The organism is Cytobacillus kochii, assembly GCF_020171845.1.
GTDB lineage: Bacteria > Bacillota > Bacilli > Bacillales > Cytobacillaceae > Cytobacillus > Cytobacillus kochii.
On the sequence record NZ_JAIVAM010000010.1, the window covers coordinates 1 to 21,125 of the forward strand.

A 21,125-nucleotide genomic window follows, 5' to 3' on the forward strand; every position below is an offset into this window, starting at 1 on the left:
AAGCTCCCTCAGATTCGCTCGACTTGCATGTATTAGGCACGCCGCCAGCGTTCGTCCTGAGCCAGGATCAAACTCTCCAATAAAGTGTTTGATTAGCTCATTTGCACCTATGGTGCTTTATTGCTGATAAATCAGCTTTTTTAGAATTACGCTTGACGTTTTACGTTCGTTCAGTTTTCAAAGAACAATCTCGTTCGCTTCAAAAGCGACTTTATTATCATAACATCCCGTCTACATCACGTCAACCATTTTTTAAAATAATTTAAGTGATTAAATTAGTAAATTTTTCTTTTATCGGGAACAAAAATAACTATATCATGATTAAAAAGTGTTTGCAATATAATTTTTAAAGTTTTATTCAAGTTTTTCATATTTTTATTAAGTATGGTAGCTATCATATAGTTAAGCGTTTCCATTTATTGATAATCACAAGAAACTATTGATTATCTTTGCTTTACTTATATATAGATACTCTTCGATTATTCTTCCCTTCTTCTAAGCGCCGTCTTAACTTAATAAGTAATCCCTCTTTCTCTTCATACTTATCATAGATAGTTGTCATAAAGTTGAAAATGGGTCATATAATCTACTAATCTCATTCTATTATATATGAAAGGTGTGAATAGAGCTGGAAGATGTAGCATTATACGTATCAGTAATTATGGCCCTTTTTTTATTTTCATTCGCTTATGTGGAAGGTATTCGCATCGCTAATTCACCAGGTAAAGTATATGGAGGAACTTTCATCTTCACCGTAACAGCAGCATTTATTTTTAGTAGATTATCCTATTTATTTATATAAAAAAGGTGAGCTCATTCTTGGCTCACCTTTTGCTTCATTTCTTAATATTTGAACTTCAATATGCCTATAGTCGTTTCTTTCTTGTCCTTCTTTCATCTATTAAAAAGAAAGATAGCCCTACTATAACAAATAACCCACCCAATATTTGTGTCCAAGCTATTCTTTCTTGTAGTACAAAATAAGCTAAAATGGCTGCACCCACAGGTTCAAACAAAGTCGCCATCGAAATAACAGAAGTACTTAAATACTTTACAGACCAATTAAATAATGTATGGCCTAATAATGTTGGAAAAAGTGCTAAGAGAATTAAAAAAATCCAGTCATTTACTTGATAAGGATACAAAGGTTGTTTGTTAAGCATGACATAGATAAAAAGTGTCAATGTACTAATACTGTATACAATAAATGTATAAGTAATGAGCGATACTCTTTGACGGACGGTCTGCCCAAACAGTAAATAACCTGTTACTAGCCCACAGGCGATAAGTGCTAACAAATCTCCATAGAGCGCCCTTTCACTTAGTAGAAAATCACCCCAGCTAATAATGATACAACCGCCTATCGCAGTTATAGTTGACAAAATGGATTTCCAAGAAGTTTTTTCTTTAAAGAAGAGATAAGTACCTATAAATGCAAAAATCGGTTGTAAGGCAACTAACACAGTCGAGCTAGCAACCGATGTGTATTGAAGAGACTCAAACCATAAAATAAAATGGAAAGCTAAAAAAATACCCGCAATGATAGAAAACAGCCAATCCTTGATTGTAATATGACGAATTTCATGGACATATTTTAAAAGAAAGATTGGCATCATAAGCACGACTGAAAAAAGGAGACGATAAAAAGCAATAATACCAGGGGGAGCTGAAATCAACTTTACAAAAATGGCTGAAGTTGAAACTGAAACAACACCTATAGCTAATACAAAAAACGGATTCATCTTCACTACCCCACGCTATCACCTTGTCTCTATTATATTGTTATTTAGGTATAGACTATTTTACACCTTAAACCTATAGTAAAGGTATCTTATATAAAATTTATTAAATGATAAAGCAGGCGATAATATGTACGGATTAGAAATGGATGTCCTAATAAAGTTAGGGATTTCAGCTGTGCTTGGTCTTATTATAGGACTAGAAAGAGAACTAAAACGTAAACCAGTTGGCTTAAAAACAAGCCTAGTCATTTCAATCGTTAGCTGCCTTCTCACTATTGTGTCAATAGAATCAGCATACATATTTCCAGGTAATGACGATATTAATATTACAATGGATCCTTTACGTTTAGCAGCTCAAATTGTATCAGGAATTGGCTTTCTTGGCGCAGGGGTCATATTGAGGAGAGGGAATGATAGTATCTCCGGCCTCACAACAGCCGCCTTAATTTGGGGCGCAGCCGGGATTGGTATCGCTGTTGGAGCTGGATATTACATGGAGGCTGTTGCAGGCGTCGTATTACTTATTATTTCAGTTGAAGTTGTTCCCTACTTATTAGGGCTTATTGGCCCAAGACAACTACGAGAAAAAGAGATTACGATGAAAATGGCAGTTGAAACGAAGGAACAGATCACGACTATTATTCATACCATTAAAGAGCAGCAAGCGGCTATTCGCAGGATGAGAATTAAAGATACTGAAGAGGGATACCCACAAGTTTATTTAACTATTGCAGTTGATTATCGTAAAAAAACAACTGACTTTTATCATACAATTTCTCAAGTGCCAGGAGTAAAGTCGATGGAAATAGAAAGCTTGCACTAATTTTTTTATTTTTGACTATTGAAAAATATTCATTCTCTCGCTATAATTTCTATATATCTAGCGGGGGATTAGCTCAGCTGGGAGAGCGCATCGCTGGCAGCGATGAGGTCAGGGGTTCGAGCCCCCTATTCTCCATACCAAGAAGCCTTGATTTATCAGGGCTTCTTTTATTTTTCCCTATTTATGATTTATCCCCTAAGTTCCCTTTGCCGTCATTTTGCCGTCAAAATTCATTTTTTTATATTTTTTTATGTTTTAAATGACACTTTCTACCTGCTTAAGTACATTCAAAATTAATTCCTTATTATTCAACAAACGGGGCATTTAACGGAATAAGGTATATCAATAGAAAGTTGGTAATGGATGGTGAAATGAAATATAATTGAGTATATTAAGCTGGTCGTCCACACTTAAGAGGCATATATACTTAAAAAGTCTAGGAGTGATAGATGATGAATCCCAAAATTGATATTGTAACAATTCCTGTTGAGAATTTAGATCTGTCAACAGGATTTTACAGAGAAGTATTCGCTCTTCCAGAAGATAAAATTTCATCGGGTGAAGATCACGTTGCTTTCTTTCTAGAAGGAGAAATGTCTTTAGTTTTGTATGAGCGTTCAGGGTTCGCTCAGATGACTGAACAGCATGAAGATAATCTAAACGCTTCTAGCGTTATTTTCAGTCACACTGCTAAAGATACTAAGGAGGTTAATTCCATTCTTTCACGTGCATTAAGAGCTGGCGGCACGGTTACGAAAGAAGGTACCGCAGATGATTGGGGATATACAGGCCTTTTTAAAGACACAAATGGATATACTTGGGAAATAATGTCTTGGCTCGAAACGGATGATACGTACACTATAGAAGTAAACAGAGAATATAAGTATAAACCAGAAATTCTATTTGATGCTTGGACATCCCCTCAAATACTTAAGGACTTATTCGGGCTTACAGAAATTGATATGGATGTTCGTGTTGGGGGAAGCTTTCGTTTGGCTACAAATCAAGTTAAGGAATTACCTGGAATGCATACTGAATCTGGAGAGTATAAGGTTATTGAACCATATAAACGCATTGAAAAAAGCTGGAATTATGAAGGACCAATGTCACCAGACAAAACGCTAAACTCAGAAATTATATTAGAGTTTAATGAGACTCAACCAAATGTTACAAAAGTCGTTTTGCGTGAAATAAGCTCCTTTCTTTCTAATGTTGATAAAAGGAATCAAGCCAGAGATAAATGGACACATGCATTAATTGAGATTGATGCTCTCCTCGAGTAAATAATATCGTGTTATCAATCTTCCATTAAACCAGCTAATAGTAGGTAGCTGCTTATTCAAGATCGAGCGCGATTGTGGAGTAATCGTCCCTTTTCTTATATAACTAACGTGGGCTTTAGTGAAATAACCTCATATAAAATTCAAAAGCCCCCTCTTATTAAAGAGCGTTTTTTATTGATAAAATATCTATAGACTCCTTGTATAGAATCTCTTTACCCCAACAATATTAAAACTTCAGTTTTCTCCCTATGTGCCTCAACTACTGCATTCCCCAGCTCTTCTAATTCAAATTCATCCCTTGAAGGTCTTTGCGGTTTTGACTTTTTCGGCATTTTCACTCCCATGATTAAGCTCCTCTCCTTACTTTCCTGACTGGACCAATCGATAGGACATTACTTACCTTAAAAGTGCGCTGCTCTCTTATGATTCGTGATCGTGGAAAAATGAAATGGCAAGGGTTCTTTATGAGCGAACACACCGAATTACTTAAGCAGATACCCGCCGAATATGAAAAAGTGAAAAAGCCAGAGTTAGATGAGCAACAACTTCAAGAAATACAGATAATAACAATGGAATCATTAAACTACACCCTTACAATCAAAATGACCATCTGGATTGATGGATTCACAAAAACTTATGAGGGCATAGTCGATAAAATCGATCATATTAATATGTACATTCATTTGGAAACGAACGATTTAAAAATCTTAAAATTTCACATAGATGAAGTGATATCAGTCGAAAGGGTATAACAACATGACTAGGATTAATGAAACCGATCGTGATGTGCTAGAGCAAGCTATATAATTTTTTTCAATCCAAGAATTAAGAATAAGTGTGAAAATGTTAAATTTTCATTTGACATAAGAGGTACTTTAAAGGGGAATTCTTCAACTAACGGGGCAGTTTTGTTTAATAACAGAGCTTTTATTGGTTGTAAACCGAGTATAGAAAAATAATATGTTAAAATTGAATCAAAATTTATAAGGAGGGGTTATTTTGAAAGCTGAAAAAAGTTTAAGGGTTTGTGAAAAGGGACATGAGTATTACAAAAATAGTGATTGTCCAAGTTGCCCTACTTGCGATAAAGAGAATAAACCTGAAAGTGGCTTCCTGTCGAAACTAAGTTCACCTGCTAGAAACGCCTTAGTTCACGAAGGAATTGATACTTTGCAAAAACTCTCCAAGTACACCGAAAAAGAAATTCTAAAAATCCATGGTATTGGACCAGCATCCTTACCAACTATGAGGATTTCATTAGAAGAAGAAGGTTTATCATTTAAACAATAATAATGTTCTCCTATTACTTGCAACGTAGTTAGTGAAATAGTGCACTTAAAGTAACGGGTGCAAGAGTTAAAAATGAGGATCGCTGGGGCGTTCTTTTTTCTTGTTTAACAAACCGGGGCAGTTTTGTTGTACAGTACAGATTTTTCAAAAGTAGTTTAACTATAATGAAAACTTATGGAAACGGATAAATAATTATGAATTTTCAAGTAATTACCAATAGTGTAGAATTTAAAATTGAGAACAGTTCAAAAAAGGGGATGCTAAGTATGGGGATTGATTTTCATAAAGATGAAAATCGTAAGACTTATGCGACTCGAAAAGCAGATAAGTCGTGGATGGATGCTATAAAGGAGCTTGTACCAATACAACAAATTTCTAATGCATTAGATATAGGGTGTGGTGGAGGAATTTATTCTAAGGCATTAACTGATATGGGCGCAAAATCTATTACTGGTGTCGACTTTTCCAACGCAATACTTGAAGGTGCTAAAGAAAACTGTAAAGATTATAGCAACATAACTTTTAAACAAGGAAATGCTTTACATACGGAATTGGAAAGTGGCTGTTATGATTTTTTGCTTGAAAGAGCATTGATCCATCATATAGGCGATTTACAGCATTGTTTTATGGAGGCATATAGATTACTACAAGATAATGGATACTTTATTATTCAAGACCGTACGCCCGAAGACTGTTTATTAAAAGGGAGTGACAGTCATATTAGAGGGTATTTCTTTGATTTATTTCCAAAGTTAATAAGTAAAGAAACTAAACGGAGATATAGTAGCCAATATGTTGAGGAAGCACTTCAGCAAGTAGGGTTCAGAGAGATTCAAGAAGTTAAATTATGGGAAATTCGAAGGGTGTATGATTCCAAAGAACAATTACTTCAAGATTTAAGCAAAAGAACAGGAAGAAGCATTCTACATGATTTAGAAGCTCGAGAATTGAAAGTATTAATTAACTATATAGATGAATTAATTTCAATTGAGCAGAACATAGTTGAAAAAGACAGATGGACGATTTGGAAAGCAGTTAAATAGTTGTATCTCTTATTATTTTTTGTGAACAAATACACTTATTTTAAGCACGCAACTTCTTTAGTAACTGTGTGTTTTGCGCGCCTGTACCTCTATAATTTTTAATACCATATTTAACAGCAAGTTTTTTACGGTTAGTCATGGAAGAATCGACATTAATTGATTTCAGATAGTCAACCACACTAGTTGCTTTCATATCGCCCTTTGGCTTTGCTTTGCTGAGCTGGTTTAGCCCCACTTTGCAGTTTTTTCAATAATGTTGTGTTTTGCTCGGGTGTCCCCTTATAATTATTTATGCCATCCTGTTGAGCGATTTTTTTACGATTAGAGAATGAAGAATCAATCCCTTTTGATTTAAGGTAATCCACAATACTTGTAGCAATATTAGATGGCTTAGTACCTTCACCTTTAGACGAAGTATCCACATTTGAACCGTTAAACGTATCTGTTCCATAACCTTTATAAATAAATTGAAGGTGTGGCTTATCAATAAAACTTTTCCAATCTCCACCCCACTCAAAACCAAGGCGCTTGGCTTCTTTAATAGCTTTTTTTACATCGGCTGCACCATATCCCTTCCAAAGAGTCTCACCTTTTGAGTTAACTGGAACAAAATCCAAAGCCTGTCCTACCAATGATAAGAACGTATAGTTTGAGAAGTTCCATTATTTACAGGGTGCCGGGGATTCCTGGCTTTTTTTATTGCTTACTGCGACATTTACGGCAAATCCCCCTATGTTCAAACACCATTGTTTCTTTTACTGGAAGTACGACGAAAAACGCTACAACTCGTCATCTTCATATAATCAACTCCCTCTATCTTTTGTTTCATAAGAGAACTTCCAATTCTTAATATGTTTTCAAACATACCCCCTATTCTTCACTTGTTTAACAATCCAAATTATGTTAATTTTTAAATAACTAATCATGTAAAGGGTGTGCAGTAATGATTCGTTTAATAATAGTATTTATTGCTACATTAGGTGCAACCTTAACTACATTCAGACATTTTATTAATGGTGGTTGGCTACCTGAATCACTTAGTTCAACGAGTCAAATTTTATTTTTTATTATGATGATTTTGGGATTATTGGCATTAGGCTATGAGTTTCGTAAATACTTTTATGAAAGAGGTAAAGAGACTAAAGATAATTAACTCCTCCTACCTTGTTTAGGCTCCCTGCGTATTTCGGACAGTGCCTAAAATGTTTGGTTCTTAATATCTTCTACCACTCGAAAAGCTTCATGGGGACTCAATCCTTCATCTTCAACCAACCCGAGCAAGCCAGTTATTATAAATCCGTGATTCAGATTCTTTTCATTGAATTTCAAATCTTTTTCCAAGGATACTTCTCCTACCTTTTGTTTCCCATCAAATTTATTACTAAAAACAATTTTGTTATAATATAAAAACACCTAAATGAAGGGAATGAACTATGTACAGATATCAATATCAAACCCTCAGATAATAAAATCAATACGGAGGTAAAAATATTGATTAAAAAACTCAACACACCGCGATTATTATTAAAAAAAATGGACGTATTAGACTCAGCCGAGCTTTTTCAGATATGGTCTGATCCTGAAGTAACAAAATTTATGAACATCGAAAGGTTTAATAATGAAAATCAAGTCAAAGAAATGATTTTATTATTTGACAAACTTTCAAAAAATGATGAAGCAATTCGTTACACTCTAATTGAATTAAAATCAAACCAAATTATTGGTACATGTGGATTTAATTATATTGATTTTGAGAACGCTAAAGCCGAAATTGGATATGACCTAAATAAAATATATTGGGGACAAGGATTTGCTAAAGAGGCAATCACTTGTTTAATCCAACATGCTTTCAATGTATTAAATCTCAATAGAATAGAAGCTAAAATCGAACCAGAAAATACTAATTCAATACAATTGATTGAAAAGCTAAATTTCACATATGAAGGGACATTAAGACAATCAGAGAAATCTAAGGGTCGATATATTGATCTTAAAATATATTCCAAATTAGCATCAGATTATTAAGAATAAAGAAGAGCTGCATTCACTGCACTCTTCTTTATTTATTTGAGACTAGAATTAGTTTATTTATCTATCATTTTGTTTCGTTAAATTATCGAAATATATATAAATTATTTACAAGCTATTAATTACATCGACCAAAATAAATAGTAAAATATTCTTATGAATATTCAATTTATTTATTGAAAGGTTTGATCTTGTTGAGATATTATTTTGATTTTTTTTTGGCAATTTTACTAACTGCTTTATCTTATTTCATCGGCAGTACACTTCTTAGTAATGGATTACCAATATGGCAAGCTCTAATAATTGGCGCTACCGTTGTCTTATTAGGTGCTATTACAGAAGCATTAAAAGGTCCTATGTGGTTAATCATCTTAGTGCCTTTCCCAATTGGGATGCTATCGCTTTTTCTCTTCTTAAATGAACCTTGGCTAACGTGGCTACTTACTTATTCAATAACATTAGCTATATACTCAGTAATACACGTTATCATGAGCTTATTTTTTAATTTCCATTCTTTAATTCCTGCTTGGAAATTGTCCTAATTGATTAGAGAATCTATAGTGGGTTCTCTTTTTTCATTTGTGAAACATTTTGCTTACTGAGTTTACTTCCAATGTAATTCCTCCTTAATTAACGTTTTTTATTCTTTTGTATAAAAAAATGAACAAAATTTGCTTTTCATTCATCTAACTATATATTCAAAATAAAGAGGTGGATCAAATGGATGAAAGTCATATTCTCTCTGTAGTTGCAATTGCTTGTGCTCTGTTCGCTATTTACTACGATCGAAATAAGAAGAAAAATTAAGTAATATAATTTGCTAATCAATTTCAACCTAGCTCTTAGTGCTACTCTAAATTTTGCATATAATTTGCCTTTGAAGTTTAAACTGTTCTAATGAAAGGAGTGATATCAATGGAAGATCAACAAATCATAAAAACCTTAAACAAGCTACTTCAAGGACAATATATGGGTATACATTCATATGAAAACTTCATTAAAAAATTGGATGACTCCTCTCCATTACGCAGTATGTTCATTACAATACAAAAGGACTTGAAGTATCATGCAGAGTTATTATCTGAACGAATTCAAGAATTACATGGAACTCCTGAGACTAGTGAAGGAGTAATTGGTAAGATAGAACTTTTTATTAGTGAAAATATTGATCGTCCTCATGATGAAAAAGAAATCTTAAAACATGCTATAAAAGGAGAAAACCTTTATGGAATAAAAATGACCGAGAACTTGGTACGAGATAAACTAGATGATAAAAGTTTAAATCTTGTTCATAGGATCTTAGATAAACAAAGGGAACATGTGGATACTCTAAAAAGTAAACTGCATTCTAACAATTAATTAATAAGAAAATCAATCGGCTTAGCTAGGAAATTTCCTAGCTGCCGGTAGGAAACAAATTAATTCAAGAGTTGATTAAATGTTTGTCCTCGTATAAACTACTTCAAATTTATTGGAGTCATTCTAGAACGGAACCGAACTACTGGCTTTAACCAAATCGCCATGTTCATCAACTGCTATGAACGTAGAACAATAAAATGACCCCCATGATTCATGGAATTTAACAACTCCTTATCCGCCTAACGGCCGCTTTACAATATCCCCCTCATAAATCTCCTTGCCGTTTTTGTCTTTAAACCCTGTGTACTGACGTAAGATCACATCACCGTAATTTCCATCTAAAGAAAAATGACACCAATCTCCTTGCTCACCATCAAAATTTCCTACAACCGAATTGTCATTAAAATTTATTGAAATCGGAGTAAAGTGTTCTCCTGTTGGCTTATAAATTGCATCAAACTTTATCTCACGCACGTTCATTCCTCCGTTTTTACATACTTTGCAATAAAATTGGCAACCTTAAATTTAGAAAGGATGTGTCTTATGTTTCCTGCATACAAAAAGAAACTGGTTTCTCTTATGTGGATGGGTGTTGGGAGTGCTGTCCTTTCCAGTATCTTTAGTGCCATTCTCATTAGTCTTGTGGTTATAATTAATAAGAAAATCAATCGGCTTAGCTAGGAATTTTCCTAGCTGCCGGTAGGGAACAAATTAATTCTTGTGATTAATTAACGAAAACAGTCTCATCTGTAACTTGATCATTGCTCGTAATTTCCACAACGGTTTTTTCTGATGGTCTCAATTTGAATTGATCAATCTCATAATCTTTGATTATAGAAACGCTACTGACATAGCCAGATTTATAGGTTGAAAACTCACCATCCCACTCCCATTTACTATTAAGATTCGGGTATCTATCACTTTTGTCTTTCCCCAAAAAAATACCCTTGCCTCCATATAACCCCACATTGATTACTTCGCTCATTTTTTCTCCTCCATTTAACGAAACACAATACAAAATCAGTAATCTCCCCTCACCTCATAAGCCCCGGCACTGGGGAAAATAACCCCATGCCGTTTGCTATATGGATTTTCATTTCTAATCTGCTGCTTCGATATGCCTTCCTCGTAGATGACAACAACCTGTAGCTTTTCTCGATCAAGGCTAACCGCATTCGTTTCTACGATTCTTCTAGCCATTAACTTACCTCCACGAATCCCCTATCTCGGTCATATTTTAATAGAATCCATATATGACGCTCGAACAGTTTTCTTTTTATTAAAAATTCTTTGGTGACTGTTCCTTTTATATCAATGATCTCTATTGTTCCATCTAATTTTTCTACTTCAAAATCAGCAACATATTCAATCTTTCTGTAAGTCTTTCCGTTCTTTTTAAAACCCTCTTGAAGAAGGTATCTCTGTTGCATCTTAAACCCTTTAATCTGTTTAGTTTGCAGCAACCATTTTAATTGGCCGTAATACATTGCTTCTGCTTTGCTATCAAACTTATGTCCATCGACAACTTGTTTGTGGTTGCCGTACTTGTTGTATTTTCTTGCTCCCATAATATTATCCAATATTGGTTATACTATTTTTTTGAAAGGCACTTTCGTTATATAAGAACAACGTTTAAAGTAGAAACGTAAGAATAAATAAACAGAATAATAATCGTTGAGAGGATGGTTCAGATGGCAAAAACATCAATAACAACCCTTAATATGAAACGCAAATTTAATGTTCCAGCAGAAAAAGTATTTGACGCGTGGACTAAAGCAGACACGATTAAGAAATGGATGTTCACCATGGAACATACAAATAAAGTGGCAAGGAGTAATCCTCGTGTAGGTGGAACATGGGAAGTTGTGGATCATCGGGATGGGAAAGATTATCGAGCTATTGGAGAATACAAATTGGTTGAACCACCAGCGAAACTTATTTTCACATTCAAAATGCCTCAATTTAGTGATTTAGAAGACGACATTACAGTGGAAATCGAATCGCTTGAATCAGGCTGTGAAATGATTTTCACACAAGAAATTAACGTAATCCATGAAAAAGATTGGACTACTGAAGATATTCAAAAAGCACATGAAGATTGGAAAAAAGAGACCGAACAAGGTTGGCATTATATGTTCTTAGGTTTGAAAGAATTGGTAGAAACAGGAAAGATTACATATCCATCATTTTAATAAAAATAAGGCTAACTTTAACAAGAAACATGTTTGAAGCAAAGTATAAAATAGTCAGATTCCATATCACAATTAGCAAAAAAGAGAAATTTAAAAGTTTCTCTTCTTTGCTTTTTTTATTTATTTCTGTGCAAGTTCAGAAGCAATTTTTTCGACTTCAATATAAGCATTTTCTAATATTGCCTAAGGTTTTACTTAAAGAAACGGAGAATTTAGGTGAAGAGGCTATTCATTTACTATGGTGAAATATGTATTTAAGGTAACATATAAAAGGAGGCTAAATACTATAAGAAATGTTTGTAGAATAAAAGCAAGGGGGAAGAACTAACTTGAAAATCACAACAGAAAGACTACTAATCAGACCTTTTAAGCGTAATGATTTACAGGATGTATTTGCTATTTATAATAATGATGATACTTGTAAGTTCCTATTACATGAGAAGTGGACTGACGAAGATATGAACAAAAGGTTTGATAAAAAGCTAGCAAACTATGCACTCACTAAAGAATCCATGTTAAGTTTAGCAGTTATATACAAGAGTAAAGTAGTTGGTGATTTATCCGTATGGTATACAGGTATGAAAGACACTGTTGAGATTGGTTATAGTTTTTCAAATGAAGTATCTGGTAGAGGTTTGGCGACAGAAGCAGTAAGTAGTTTGGTCAATAAATTATTTGATGAATTGAAAGTGCATCGTATACAAGCTAATCTAGATGCACGAAATATAGCTTCACAAAAATTATGTGAAAGAATTGGTATGAGAAAGGAAGCACATTTCATACAAGATTTTTGGAATAAAAATGAATGGACAGATAGTATTGTGTATGGCATGTTACCTTCCGATTTGAAGTAATTAAATTTTTTATTTGTATTAATGATGACTTATGTTAAAAAGCCCTTCCAAATAGAAAGGCTTTTATAACTAAAGTACAAGTTCATTTAGTGGTATAAGATTTTTGTTTTGTTTTTGGCTGAAGGTTTGATTTACCTATTTTGTAGTTATTAACAATTTTGTAAGAGCTTGCCTCAATGATGTAGCAGGACGTTTTAAAAAGAATTTCAAATCGGAATGTGTGGATTCTAATCTGTAATTTGGGGATCTTGTTTCTCAACACGAGCTCCCAAGCCTTGTTTCTTATATCAATTGCTTTTTGAGACTTGTCTTCACGTACACCAACAACTACTTCTTCTATTGATAATTTGGTAAATAAATACGCTACAACTTTAGAACGTAAATTTCCAGTTGCCCCAGTTATTAACCTTCACTATGGTGGTTATTTTTGATCCTAATACCTATATTATTTGTAATCTAGGACTTATGTAAGTAGGTACTTTTCATAAAATGCATAAAGGAGGCACCTTCATTTGGGTGCTTTTTTAAATAAACTTAATAATTCTTTATTAAAGCTCATACATGCACCCAATTCCTTCAAAATCATAAGATGCTTTGAAGGAGTGATATCACCATGCCATGGCAACATAAAATAAATTATTTAATTGGCCAGCCTATTGGTATTTCATTCACCAATGGTCAAGGGACATCAGGGAAACTTTGTGGTACATCTCAAAGAAAATTATTAGTGATTGAATATTTATATCAATCCCAATTCGCATTAAAGCAATATGATTTTCATATGATTCAAGATATAAGTGGGTTTCCATCCTGTCATAACCAACAACCATTATATTGAAGCACAGCCCACATCAGTGGGCTGTGTTTTTTTAAGAAACATTATACATAATCTATCTGTAATTCATCCTGTATTCGCAGATACATTGATTCATTAAAATATACATCTACTTCGAAGCACTTGATTCTGATATTTTGAAATACAAAAGCATACCTGGTAAAGAGCATGAAATATGTAAATGACTTTATAATTTATGAATACTTAAGTCCATTTAACATCACTCTAAGTTAAGATAGTATACCTTAAAGGGGAGAGTTAAAATTAAGAGGATCCTCATTACCATGTTTATGTTTCTTTTGTTAAGTGGATGTCAAAAGCCTGTAGAAATTCAATATCAAGCATACGCAATTGGTTTTGGTGTTGACTTTATTGACGAAGAATATGTGGTATATGTTCAATTCTTAGATTTTTCAAATGTAGCTAAGACCGAGAGCAGCTCTATTAATCAAGATAAACCTGTATGGTTGGGTGTAGGAAAAGGCAATACAATAAATAAAGCATTAATTAATATTTATAAAACGATGCAAATAAAAATTAATTTTGATCATATCAATAGCTTTATTTTTTCAGAAAATATAATCAAGTATAAACTAAAGGAAACGACTGATTCACTATCTTCGAATTACAACATACGTGTCCATGGGTGGATTTATGGTACAAGTGAAGATTTGGAGAAAATATTGACACTTAAAATGCCTTTTTATTATCCCTATACAAGTAGTATTATTAACCAACCTCTAGACACACAAACACAAGTTTCAGAAGTACCTGCTATTGATGCAACTAAATTTCTTATTGGTTTAGGTGAAGCGACAAAGACTATCTTACTACCACGAATTGAAATAACTGATAATAATGTGAGAAAAAATGAATTAAAATTTTTAGTACCCTATTTAAATGGAGGATATTTTATTAAAGGCGGGAACTACATAGGTTTTTTGAACTCATCTCAGTTAAATGGGTATATCAAAGCTAATAAGCAGGCAGATGTAGAAAGAAGTTTAATTCAGGTCAATATGGAAAATAAAAACGATCCTGTTGAAGTCGAACTTAGAGACCCTAAAACGAAATTAACGTTGGAGGAAGACAACTTTCATTCTAAATTCAAGTTAAACATAAAATCCACAATCATTTTAAGAGAGGGAGCCTCCGAAGTAAATCAAGATGCACTTAAACATAAAGTTGAAGAGAAAATCAGAGAAGAAGCGTTCTTATCTTTAAAATCTGGGCGAGAAAAAGGTATAGATGTATACCTTTTTGAAGATTACCTCTTTAGGCATCATAATAAAATTTGGAAGCAACACAAATTTCAAGACATGTTTAAGAATATTACTGCCGAAGATATAAATGTAGAAATTAAATATTCTCATAGTCCAAACAAAGTATATAAATCAAGAAGCAAGTAAAAGTGAGTAATTGTTTGCTTAAAATGACTCTTACCTTTAGGACTTCAATTAAAAGTAATATAAGGGCATAAAGTAAAATAAAGAGAGGCAAAGGCCCTTTAAAAGACAACTTTGTATTGTTTTTCATCGGTTTCCTTTGCCATCTTCTCCTAGCCAAATTTCAACTACCTCTCTATATCAAGCACCTAGAGCCCTTTTGTTACACAATGAGCCATTCATTCTTCACTTTCTTGCTTTCATTATATAACCCCTTAAAGTTTTAATTGAGTTATTCCTATAATAGTGTCCGGTAGCAAAAAGCGATAGCCTCACTAAGGCAAAACAATTCATCTAGAACTGATACATCTAATGATGGCCCTCCCTATAGAAATAAAACGGTACATGACCTTCAATGCCTGCTACAAGATTATTAAAAAGAATAACTATATAAGTTGGCAAACACTTTAATACACTGTAAAATTTTACACATTAATAAAGTCTATTGAGAGGATGAGAAGATGAAAGACAAACCATCATTAAAGAAAAGTAACTTCAAAAGTATCATTGGGGCAACTATCGCGATAAGCATCATTGTTCTGTTGGTCTTATCATTCGTTCTTGCTCTTTACTTTTTTAGTACTCTAGGAACCTTTCATTTACTTAACATCAAATTTGACTCCTTCCTATCCATCATTTCATTTATTTTGCTTTATTTTCTCATTGGAATCGTATCTGATATTTTTATAGGAGCACTCATTTTATTGATGAATCATTCGGGGAAATATACCCTGAGGCAACAGCAGGTTACATCTTTAGTGTTTTCTTTTTTGACAAACTGGGCGATTGTGTCTTTTTTGGATTATGTTATGCATTCTATCCAAATCGGATTGGTCGCTACAATTATTTTAGCTTTGATTTTTTCTTTAATAGAGTATGCATGTGAAGGCTTAGAGAAGGATGGAGAAAAAGAATAGACGAACAATCATGAATACTCCCCTAACACCATTTTTTAGAATGGTTGTACCAGAAAAAGATGCTTGTACTATCTACTTAATATTTAAATATAATAGTTACAAAAAGGATGTCCAAAGCGTGTAAGTCTTGCTTCATTTACTTTTCCTTCCGATTCCGTTATGATTATGATGAAAATATGTAAAAGAATTGAAAGGAGGGGAGCAGTCTAATGAGACATTTATTATTCAATCATACCATAATCTTTGGGATGATATTTGCTGGTCTTTTTGAACTTGATTATCAAACCATTCATGACTTAACGTTAGCTGGTATTGTCTTAACAATCCTACTCCCCGCCTTAACGATATATTTCTTACAACGAAATACAGGCATGCTTTTTTATCGACTTCAAGAAGCAGACGCTGATTTAATTAACCACTACGCATCTGTTCTTTCTAATGTGCTTAATTGGGCATGTAAACAAAACCGTTTACTTACAGTCCGTCGCAAAGAAAGTCCAGACGATAGCGATGAAGCTTTTCTTTCTCTAATGACTAATTAAAACAATCATTAGAGGAGGAAATATTTTTGAAGAAAATAATATGGTTAGTAATTACAAGTTCATTGTTTTTAGCAGGCTGTCAAGCAAACGGTGGTACAGACACAGGTTTTTTCCATCATTATTTTGTGCAGCCATTGATCTCTATCATCGACTTTTTTGCAGGCATATTCCACGGAAATTATGGTTGGAGTATTGTGCTAGTGACTTTATTATTAAGGTTGATCTTGCTACCTTTAACCGTTAAACAAGTAAAAAGCTCTCAATCGATGAAGGTCAAAATGGAAGCGTTACAACCTGAAATGAAGGCTATACAAGAGCAAATTAACAAAACAAAAGATGAAGCTAAGAAGCAAAAATTACAACAAGAGCTTATTGGTTTATATGCGAAACATGGGGTCAACCCAATGAATATGGGATGTTTGCCCTTGCTGATACAAATGCCGATTTTGATGGCTATTTATTATGCTATTAGAACATCTCCTGAAATCGCTACCCATGGCTTTTTATGGTTTAGCTTAGGACACGCCAATATTCCAATGGCTATTATCGCTGGTGTCATTTATTATTTGCAATTCAGAGTTTCCCTTATGCAATTACCAAAGGATCAACAACAAGGACCAATGAAAATCATGGGATACCTTTCACCGGCAATGATCTTGTTTATTTCCCTATCTGCACCAGCTGCACTGCCTTTATATTGGTCAGTGAGTGGATTATTCCTTATTATCCAGACATATGTCATCCAGAAAAAATATAAGAAATCACCCGTCGTACAACCTAGTCTTTAATAATCGGTTAAAAAAAGTCCAATGATTAAATTAATCATTGGACTTTACTATCTGCTGAGGAAAAAATTTAATCTTTGCCTTTTAACTCACCACTTATCGCATTTATAATATAATCGATATCTTCACTACCATCTCTGACTTCGATTTCATACTGCTCTGTTCCATTCTCTACTTCTAATGTCCAACCACCGATTTCATTACTCGTTTCTGATTGAACAATTTTCATCGCTTCTGAAGGTGAGATAATCTCATTTAATGAAATACCTTGTTCTTCGTCCCCTTTTTCAATGGCCTCTTCACTTTTATCTAAAATATCTCCAGTTTGTGCATCAATCACAAGCTCATACTCTTTTTCATTAGAAGTTCCAGCCACATCATATTTCCATTGATCCATATCACTATCTAATTCGACTTTTGTGATATAATCCACTTCGAATTCTCGCAGAAAGATATCTACGGCATTTTGGAGACTCACTTCAATTTCTTCTTCAGCTAGATTAGGTTTATCCATGTTTGCACTCTTAGAATCGCCCTCACCATCACCATCGCCACATGCAGTCAAACAAAAAATCGTCATTATCGATAATATAAGTAAAAATCTCTTCATCTTTAATCGTTCTCCTTTAACTATTATGTACTTATGTTTTATATTCCCTCTTCTTTCAAATAAAAAACAAGTATTAGGTTGTATTTACTTAAAGTTAACCTTTAAGAGTAGGTGAATCAAGTTATTTGTTAAGTTCACTGCTAACGAAAGAAGATAAGATAATGGGATTTACAACAGATTTACGATTAGATTATTACTGGGGAGATATCTCGTATAATCGCTGCAGTTCTCCTATGTTTGCTCAAAAGGTGCAGAAGTAATCGTAACAGATATAAATGATCAAGCAAGAGAAGAAAATGCTTTAAAAAATTAAATGTTGTAAATGAGGGAGAGAAGTTTAAGCAAATGAATCAGACTTAACAGCATTCAATCCTTGTATAAAAGAGTTTCTGAGGATAAAACAAATGATGAATAAAAAAAGTCCATGTTGATTAGATGGGACATTCTTAAAAGTTCAAGCAATAAAGGAGACACAATCGACTGGCTTTACTTCATATTGCTAAAGAGTAGAATATTCGTATGAATAGAGCCCTGCCTGATTCCATTGCGATGAACTGGCAACAGACAATTTTAAAAAGATAAACTAATTGCCAAAAAACCGTTAGTCGATGAGGTTATGCTGATGTACCTAGCTGCTAATGAGCCGACTCTTACTACGGGTTGTGTACTAGTTAATAAATGGTCTTTATTCGGAAGAAGTACCGATAAATGTATATCTTTCATTTTTATCTCCTTAAGTACAAACCCACTTCCTTCACCACATACATATAATGAAGCGAGTATGGGAGGGATTAGGCCTGAATAGTCAACTAAAGGAGATTTTTGGCTCTGTATTGTCAACTATCGGTACAATTGAAGCAGCTTTAGGAAGTACGCCTCAAATCCCTATCAATCAACAGCTAAAAATTGATTTGCGTTTGCAAGGGAATATACTTCAAGCTACAGGCGAAGCACTTTCCGCTGATGGTCAAGGAACCTATTCGCTTGAGCTTATTGGTGATGAAGTCCAAGCTGTCGGCAATTCTCTCGTTGTCACAGGCATCCTTTTTGACCCGAATAAAGATTTGAACCAAAGAATAATCATTACTGGTAATTGGCTCCAAGCTTTAGGAAGTTTTGTTGCATTAAGTGATGAGTTTTTTGATTTAACACCCTCGGGTAGATCTTTAAATATAGTTGGTGGCTTCCTTCAAGGAATTGGCAATAGTATGCAAGCAAAAGGAGGGATAGAAACATTAAGAGACAAGAGTAGTGAGAGCGGTGAAGCATTGGGGTTTTATGGTAGTTGGATTCAGGCGATCGGGTCTGTTTTATCACTTATTGGCCAAATGAAAGAAGAGCTTCAAGAAATTGCACTTCATATTAATGAGTAAGTTTATAAGCTTCGTACAAGTAATCATGTTTACCTCTTTTTTTACATATACCTTTAAAGAAAGGATGTGTAAATTTTATGAGTGAATTTGTGCTTTGCAATAAATGTCAAGAGCTTGTTTATTATCATGAAATACAAATTGTAAAAAGAAAGATCATTTGTATGACTTGTTTAACTAAAAGAGTTGTTCACAAATCAAAATAAGCGGTGTCCCATATTTGATTATTACAAATATGGGATTCGCTAATTTTTTTCTTAAACCTTAAAACCACGCCTTATTTTCAGTTTACGAGAATAGCATTGGTCACAAACACCATCATTATCGATATATTCATTCTTGTCTTCTATTACTTTCTCACATTTAGAGCAAATCCACTGTTGTTGTTTCACTTGTTTCATTACTCTCAACTCCTTTTCACCTATCATTCGACAAATCTAGGTAAGTTCCTTTTCGTTTTTATATTTTTCGGAAAATAAATGTATCTTTCTTTGAAAAATAACAGAAGCTAATCCTATCACTCTTCTTAGGAGGGTTTTTTAATGGTATTTTTCATTGTATTGATGATTATAATGATTCCCCTTTTAATGGTTTTTGCTAATAAATATTGGGCACCCACACATATTGTGCTCATTTCTTTTGCTACCATTTCCCTCATCGTTTTTGAAAGTATAACAGCTACAACAGTTTATGAAATCATTAGCGAAAACTTAGTATTTATGACAACCGTCCATGTCGTCTTTCTTAACCCTTTATTTTTAATAACAGGGGGATATCTCGGGGTTTTCTTACTTTATTTACTATTTTTAAGACTTGCAATGAAATAACTAATTAGGTTTGAACCCATCTCTTTCACCATTCATATAGTATAAGGATTCTTTATTTGGTGGTGAACGGGATGATAACAATTAGCCTTTGTATGATTGTAAGAAATGAAGAGGAAGTACTTGCTGAATGCTTAAAAAGTGTGTCTGATTTATGTGATGAAATTATAATTGTAGACACGGGCTCAACAGATAAAACAGAGAAAATCGCTAAAGGATTTACTGAACATCTTTTTCACTATAAATGGACAGATGATTTTGCCGCAGCAAGGAATTATGCTTTTGAGCAAGCCACACAAGATTATATTCTCTGGTTAGATGCAGACGATATACTTTTACCAGATGACAGACAAAAAATGAAAGACTTAAAAGGAGCGTTATCTTTTGACGTAGATGCTGTCGCGATGCTCTACCATTTAGCCTTTGATGAGGAAAATAAACCAACCTTTAGTTCTCGTAGACATCGGTTAGTTAAAAGAGACCGACATTTCAAGTGGCATGGGCCTGTCCATGAATATTTGGAAGTCGGGGGCCATATTATTGAGTCAGATATTGCCATTAAGCATAATAAAAGTAGGAAACAAACTCATCATGAACAAAGTGATCGCAATATTAAAATATACGAGAAAAGGTTAGAAAAGGGTGAGGAGTTTTCACCAAGGGATTTGTTTTATTTTGCAAATGAACTAAAAGACCATGCTAGATTCGAAAATGCAATTGCCTATTATGCACAATTTTTACAAAGTAAAAAGGGATGGGTCGAGGATGAAATTAGGGCATGCTTATCTATAGCTGAATGTTATAAACATTTAAATATAGAAGAAAGTGAGCTTGATGCACTCATTTTAACCATGAAGTTTGATACACCTAGACCCGAAGCCGCTTGTAAAATTGGTGATATTTATAAAGAAAAAAATGACTTCAATAAGGCCATTTTTTGGTATCAATTAGCAACTACGCTCGAGGAACCGACTCATTTTAATTTTAAAGATGAATCTTATACTACCTGGTACCCACATATTCAACTATGTTATTGTTACTGGCAAAATGGTAATGAAAATCAATCATATTTCCATCACTGTAAAGCAAAAGAGTACCGACCCAATGATCCAAGAGTCAATCATAACGAGCTTTTTTTCAAAGAGAATTACATCAAATAAGCAATGTGAGGATAATAATTCCC

At 33.7% G+C, this 21,125-nt stretch carries 30 protein-coding genes, 1 tRNA gene, 1 rRNA gene and 1 pseudogene; 20 read left to right on the forward strand and 13 right to left on the reverse strand.

All coding sequences use genetic code 11. The annotated features are described in order from the left end of the window. Together LCM23_RS16385 and LCM23_RS16390 are read right to left on the reverse strand one after the other, a co-directional pair. A 16S ribosomal RNA gene (locus tag LCM23_RS16385) occupies positions 1 to 83 on the reverse strand; the annotation flags it as partial. A gap of 783 nt (positions 84 to 866) precedes the next feature. Then, complete coding sequence (locus LCM23_RS16390; RefSeq protein ID WP_224937913.1) at positions 867 to 1,742, reverse strand: DMT family transporter; 876 nt, start codon at positions 1,740 to 1,742, stop codon at positions 867 to 869. Between the two features lie 127 nt (positions 1,743 to 1,869). Between LCM23_RS16390 and LCM23_RS16395 the strand changes: the two genes are divergently transcribed. From LCM23_RS16395 to LCM23_RS16405, 3 genes are all read left to right on the forward strand, one after another. Continuing rightward, positions 1,870 to 2,565 (forward strand): MgtC/SapB family protein, encoded by a 696-nt coding sequence (locus LCM23_RS16395; protein WP_224937914.1) that lies wholly within the window; start codon positions 1,870 to 1,872, stop codon positions 2,563 to 2,565. Between the two features lie 62 nt (positions 2,566 to 2,627). Further along, positions 2,628 to 2,700, forward strand: a tRNA-Ala gene (locus LCM23_RS16400). Between the two features lie 317 nt (positions 2,701 to 3,017). Then, positions 3,018 to 3,848, forward strand: a complete 831-nt coding sequence (locus tag LCM23_RS16405) for an SRPBCC domain-containing protein (protein ID WP_224937915.1) — start codon at positions 3,018 to 3,020, stop codon at positions 3,846 to 3,848. A gap of 212 nt (positions 3,849 to 4,060) precedes the next feature. Here LCM23_RS16405 and LCM23_RS25945 read toward each other — a convergent pair whose 3' ends face one another. Continuing rightward, positions 4,061 to 4,192: a hypothetical protein gene (locus tag LCM23_RS25945; protein WP_263624319.1), complete on the reverse strand. Its 132-nt coding sequence runs from the start codon at positions 4,190 to 4,192 to the stop codon at positions 4,061 to 4,063. Between the two features lie 120 nt (positions 4,193 to 4,312). Between LCM23_RS25945 and LCM23_RS16410 the strand changes: the two genes are divergently transcribed. The 3 genes from LCM23_RS16410 (at position 4,313) to LCM23_RS16420 (ending at position 6,181) form a co-directional block, all read left to right on the forward strand. Then, positions 4,313 to 4,600 carry a YolD-like family protein gene (locus tag LCM23_RS16410; RefSeq protein WP_224937916.1) on the forward strand — a complete coding sequence of 96 codons (288 nt, stop codon included), beginning with the start codon at positions 4,313 to 4,315 and terminating at the stop codon, positions 4,598 to 4,600. A gap of 247 nt (positions 4,601 to 4,847) precedes the next feature. Continuing rightward, complete coding sequence (locus LCM23_RS16415; RefSeq protein WP_224937917.1) at positions 4,848 to 5,138, forward strand: RNA polymerase alpha subunit C-terminal domain-containing protein; 291 nt, start codon at positions 4,848 to 4,850, stop codon at positions 5,136 to 5,138. A 266-nt stretch (positions 5,139 to 5,404) separates the two neighbouring features. Next, positions 5,405 to 6,181: a class I SAM-dependent methyltransferase gene (locus LCM23_RS16420; protein WP_224937918.1), complete on the forward strand. Its 777-nt coding sequence runs from the start codon at positions 5,405 to 5,407 to the stop codon at positions 6,179 to 6,181. Between the two features lie 40 nt (positions 6,182 to 6,221). Here LCM23_RS16420 and LCM23_RS26205 read toward each other — a convergent pair whose 3' ends face one another. Both LCM23_RS26205 and LCM23_RS26210 read right to left on the reverse strand, forming a co-directional pair. Further along, positions 6,222 to 6,374 (reverse strand): DUF3597 family protein, encoded by a 153-nt coding sequence (locus LCM23_RS26205; RefSeq protein ID WP_251163369.1) that lies wholly within the window; start codon positions 6,372 to 6,374, stop codon positions 6,222 to 6,224. After that, complete coding sequence (locus LCM23_RS26210; protein WP_263624320.1) at positions 6,361 to 6,798, reverse strand: M15 family metallopeptidase; 438 nt, start codon at positions 6,796 to 6,798, stop codon at positions 6,361 to 6,363. The genes LCM23_RS26205 and LCM23_RS26210 overlap by 14 nt, the downstream gene beginning before the upstream one ends. 326 nt (positions 6,799 to 7,124) lie before the next feature. On the opposite strand from LCM23_RS26210, the gene LCM23_RS16435 reads away from it, so the two are divergent. Continuing rightward, the gene (locus LCM23_RS16435; protein WP_224937921.1) at positions 7,125 to 7,334 is read left to right on the forward strand and encodes a hypothetical protein; all 210 of its coding nucleotides are present in this window, start codon (positions 7,125 to 7,127) and stop codon (positions 7,332 to 7,334) included. Positions 7,335 to 7,378: 44 nt separating this feature from the next. Here the strand turns inward: LCM23_RS16435 and LCM23_RS16440 are convergent, their stop codons facing one another. Next, entirely contained in the window at positions 7,379 to 7,522 is a 144-nt protein-coding gene (locus LCM23_RS16440; RefSeq protein ID WP_224937922.1) for a hypothetical protein, read from the reverse strand. Positions 7,523 to 7,672: 150 nt separating this feature from the next. On the opposite strand from LCM23_RS16440, the gene LCM23_RS16445 reads away from it, so the two are divergent. Continuing rightward, a complete protein-coding gene (locus LCM23_RS16445; RefSeq protein WP_224937923.1) occupies positions 7,673 to 8,206 on the forward strand; it encodes a GNAT family N-acetyltransferase in 534 nt (177 codons plus the stop codon). A 247-nt stretch (positions 8,207 to 8,453) separates the two neighbouring features. On the opposite strand, the gene LCM23_RS25950 is transcribed toward LCM23_RS16445, so the two are convergent. Beyond that, positions 8,454 to 8,579, reverse strand: a complete 126-nt coding sequence (locus LCM23_RS25950; RefSeq protein ID WP_263624321.1) for a hypothetical protein — start codon at positions 8,577 to 8,579, stop codon at positions 8,454 to 8,456. A 545-nt stretch (positions 8,580 to 9,124) separates the two neighbouring features. Here LCM23_RS25950 and LCM23_RS16450 point away from each other — a divergent pair. Continuing rightward, complete coding sequence (locus LCM23_RS16450) at positions 9,125 to 9,568, forward strand: DUF2383 domain-containing protein (protein WP_224937924.1); 444 nt, start codon at positions 9,125 to 9,127, stop codon at positions 9,566 to 9,568. A gap of 231 nt (positions 9,569 to 9,799) precedes the next feature. Here LCM23_RS16450 and LCM23_RS16455 read toward each other — a convergent pair whose 3' ends face one another. From LCM23_RS16455 to LCM23_RS16470, 4 genes and pseudogenes are all read right to left on the reverse strand, one after another. Next, positions 9,800 to 10,042: a YopX family protein gene (locus LCM23_RS16455; protein ID WP_224937925.1), complete on the reverse strand. Its 243-nt coding sequence runs from the start codon at positions 10,040 to 10,042 to the stop codon at positions 9,800 to 9,802. A 250-nt stretch (positions 10,043 to 10,292) separates the two neighbouring features. Further along, the gene (locus LCM23_RS16460; RefSeq protein WP_224937926.1) at positions 10,293 to 10,553 is read right to left on the reverse strand and encodes a hypothetical protein; all 261 of its coding nucleotides are present in this window, start codon (positions 10,551 to 10,553) and stop codon (positions 10,293 to 10,295) included. A 35-nt stretch (positions 10,554 to 10,588) separates the two neighbouring features. Then, positions 10,589 to 10,768 carry a hypothetical protein gene (locus tag LCM23_RS16465; protein ID WP_224937927.1) on the reverse strand — a complete coding sequence of 60 codons (180 nt, stop codon included), beginning with the start codon at positions 10,766 to 10,768 and terminating at the stop codon, positions 10,589 to 10,591. Positions 10,769 to 10,773: 5 nt separating this feature from the next. Next, positions 10,774 to 11,136, reverse strand: a pseudogene (locus tag LCM23_RS16470) (DUF1064 domain-containing protein); the annotation flags it as partial. Between the two features lie 123 nt (positions 11,137 to 11,259). On the opposite strand from LCM23_RS16470, the gene LCM23_RS16475 reads away from it, so the two are divergent. The 7 genes from LCM23_RS16475 (at position 11,260) to yidC (ending at position 17,141) form a co-directional block, all read left to right on the forward strand. Continuing rightward, a complete protein-coding gene (locus LCM23_RS16475; protein ID WP_224937928.1) occupies positions 11,260 to 11,760 on the forward strand; it encodes an SRPBCC family protein in 501 nt (166 codons plus the stop codon). A 329-nt stretch (positions 11,761 to 12,089) separates the two neighbouring features. Further along, positions 12,090 to 12,614, forward strand: coding sequence for a GNAT family N-acetyltransferase (locus LCM23_RS16480; RefSeq protein ID WP_224937929.1), 525 nt, complete (start codon positions 12,090 to 12,092; stop codon positions 12,612 to 12,614). A gap of 613 nt (positions 12,615 to 13,227) precedes the next feature. Beyond that, a complete protein-coding gene (locus LCM23_RS16485; RefSeq protein ID WP_095372124.1) occupies positions 13,228 to 13,452 on the forward strand; it encodes a hypothetical protein in 225 nt (74 codons plus the stop codon). 269 nt (positions 13,453 to 13,721) lie between these two features. Beyond that, on the forward strand, positions 13,722 to 14,858 hold the full coding sequence (locus tag LCM23_RS16490; RefSeq protein ID WP_224938108.1) for a Ger(x)C family spore germination protein: 1,137 nt from the start codon (positions 13,722 to 13,724) through the stop codon (positions 14,856 to 14,858). 497 nt (positions 14,859 to 15,355) lie between these two features. Beyond that, positions 15,356 to 15,811 (forward strand): YrvL family regulatory protein, encoded by a 456-nt coding sequence (locus LCM23_RS16495; RefSeq protein ID WP_224937930.1) that lies wholly within the window; start codon positions 15,356 to 15,358, stop codon positions 15,809 to 15,811. Positions 15,812 to 16,020: 209 nt separating this feature from the next. Beyond that, positions 16,021 to 16,353: a hypothetical protein gene (locus LCM23_RS16500; RefSeq protein WP_224937931.1), complete on the forward strand. Its 333-nt coding sequence runs from the start codon at positions 16,021 to 16,023 to the stop codon at positions 16,351 to 16,353. Between the two features lie 26 nt (positions 16,354 to 16,379). Then, on the forward strand, positions 16,380 to 17,141 hold the full coding sequence (yidC, locus tag LCM23_RS16505) for a membrane protein insertase YidC (RefSeq protein ID WP_224937932.1): 762 nt from the start codon (positions 16,380 to 16,382) through the stop codon (positions 17,139 to 17,141). 67 nt (positions 17,142 to 17,208) lie between these two features. Here yidC and LCM23_RS16510 read toward each other — a convergent pair whose 3' ends face one another. Next, complete coding sequence (locus LCM23_RS16510) at positions 17,209 to 17,748, reverse strand: PepSY domain-containing protein (RefSeq protein WP_224937933.1); 540 nt, start codon at positions 17,746 to 17,748, stop codon at positions 17,209 to 17,211. A 125-nt stretch (positions 17,749 to 17,873) separates the two neighbouring features. Here LCM23_RS16510 and LCM23_RS25955 point away from each other — a divergent pair, with 125 nt between their 5' ends. Both LCM23_RS25955 and LCM23_RS16515 read left to right on the forward strand, forming a co-directional pair. Then, entirely contained in the window at positions 17,874 to 18,008 is a 135-nt protein-coding gene (locus LCM23_RS25955; protein ID WP_263624323.1) for a hypothetical protein, read from the forward strand. 510 nt (positions 18,009 to 18,518) lie between these two features. Beyond that, positions 18,519 to 19,121, forward strand: a complete 603-nt coding sequence (locus LCM23_RS16515) for a DUF6944 family repetitive protein (protein ID WP_404826617.1) — start codon at positions 18,519 to 18,521, stop codon at positions 19,119 to 19,121. 254 nt (positions 19,122 to 19,375) lie between these two features. Here LCM23_RS16515 and LCM23_RS16520 read toward each other — a convergent pair whose 3' ends face one another. Next, on the reverse strand, positions 19,376 to 19,519 hold the full coding sequence (locus tag LCM23_RS16520; protein ID WP_224937934.1) for a hypothetical protein: 144 nt from the start codon (positions 19,517 to 19,519) through the stop codon (positions 19,376 to 19,378). Positions 19,520 to 19,660: 141 nt separating this feature from the next. Between LCM23_RS16520 and LCM23_RS16525 the strand changes: the two genes are divergently transcribed. Then, a complete protein-coding gene (locus tag LCM23_RS16525) occupies positions 19,661 to 19,945 on the forward strand; it encodes a transposase (protein ID WP_224937935.1) in 285 nt (94 codons plus the stop codon). Positions 19,946 to 20,016: 71 nt separating this feature from the next. After that, on the forward strand, positions 20,017 to 21,102 hold the full coding sequence (locus LCM23_RS16530) for a glycosyltransferase family 2 protein (protein ID WP_224937936.1): 1,086 nt from the start codon (positions 20,017 to 20,019) through the stop codon (positions 21,100 to 21,102). The last annotated feature ends 23 nt before the right edge of the window (positions 21,103 to 21,125 follow it).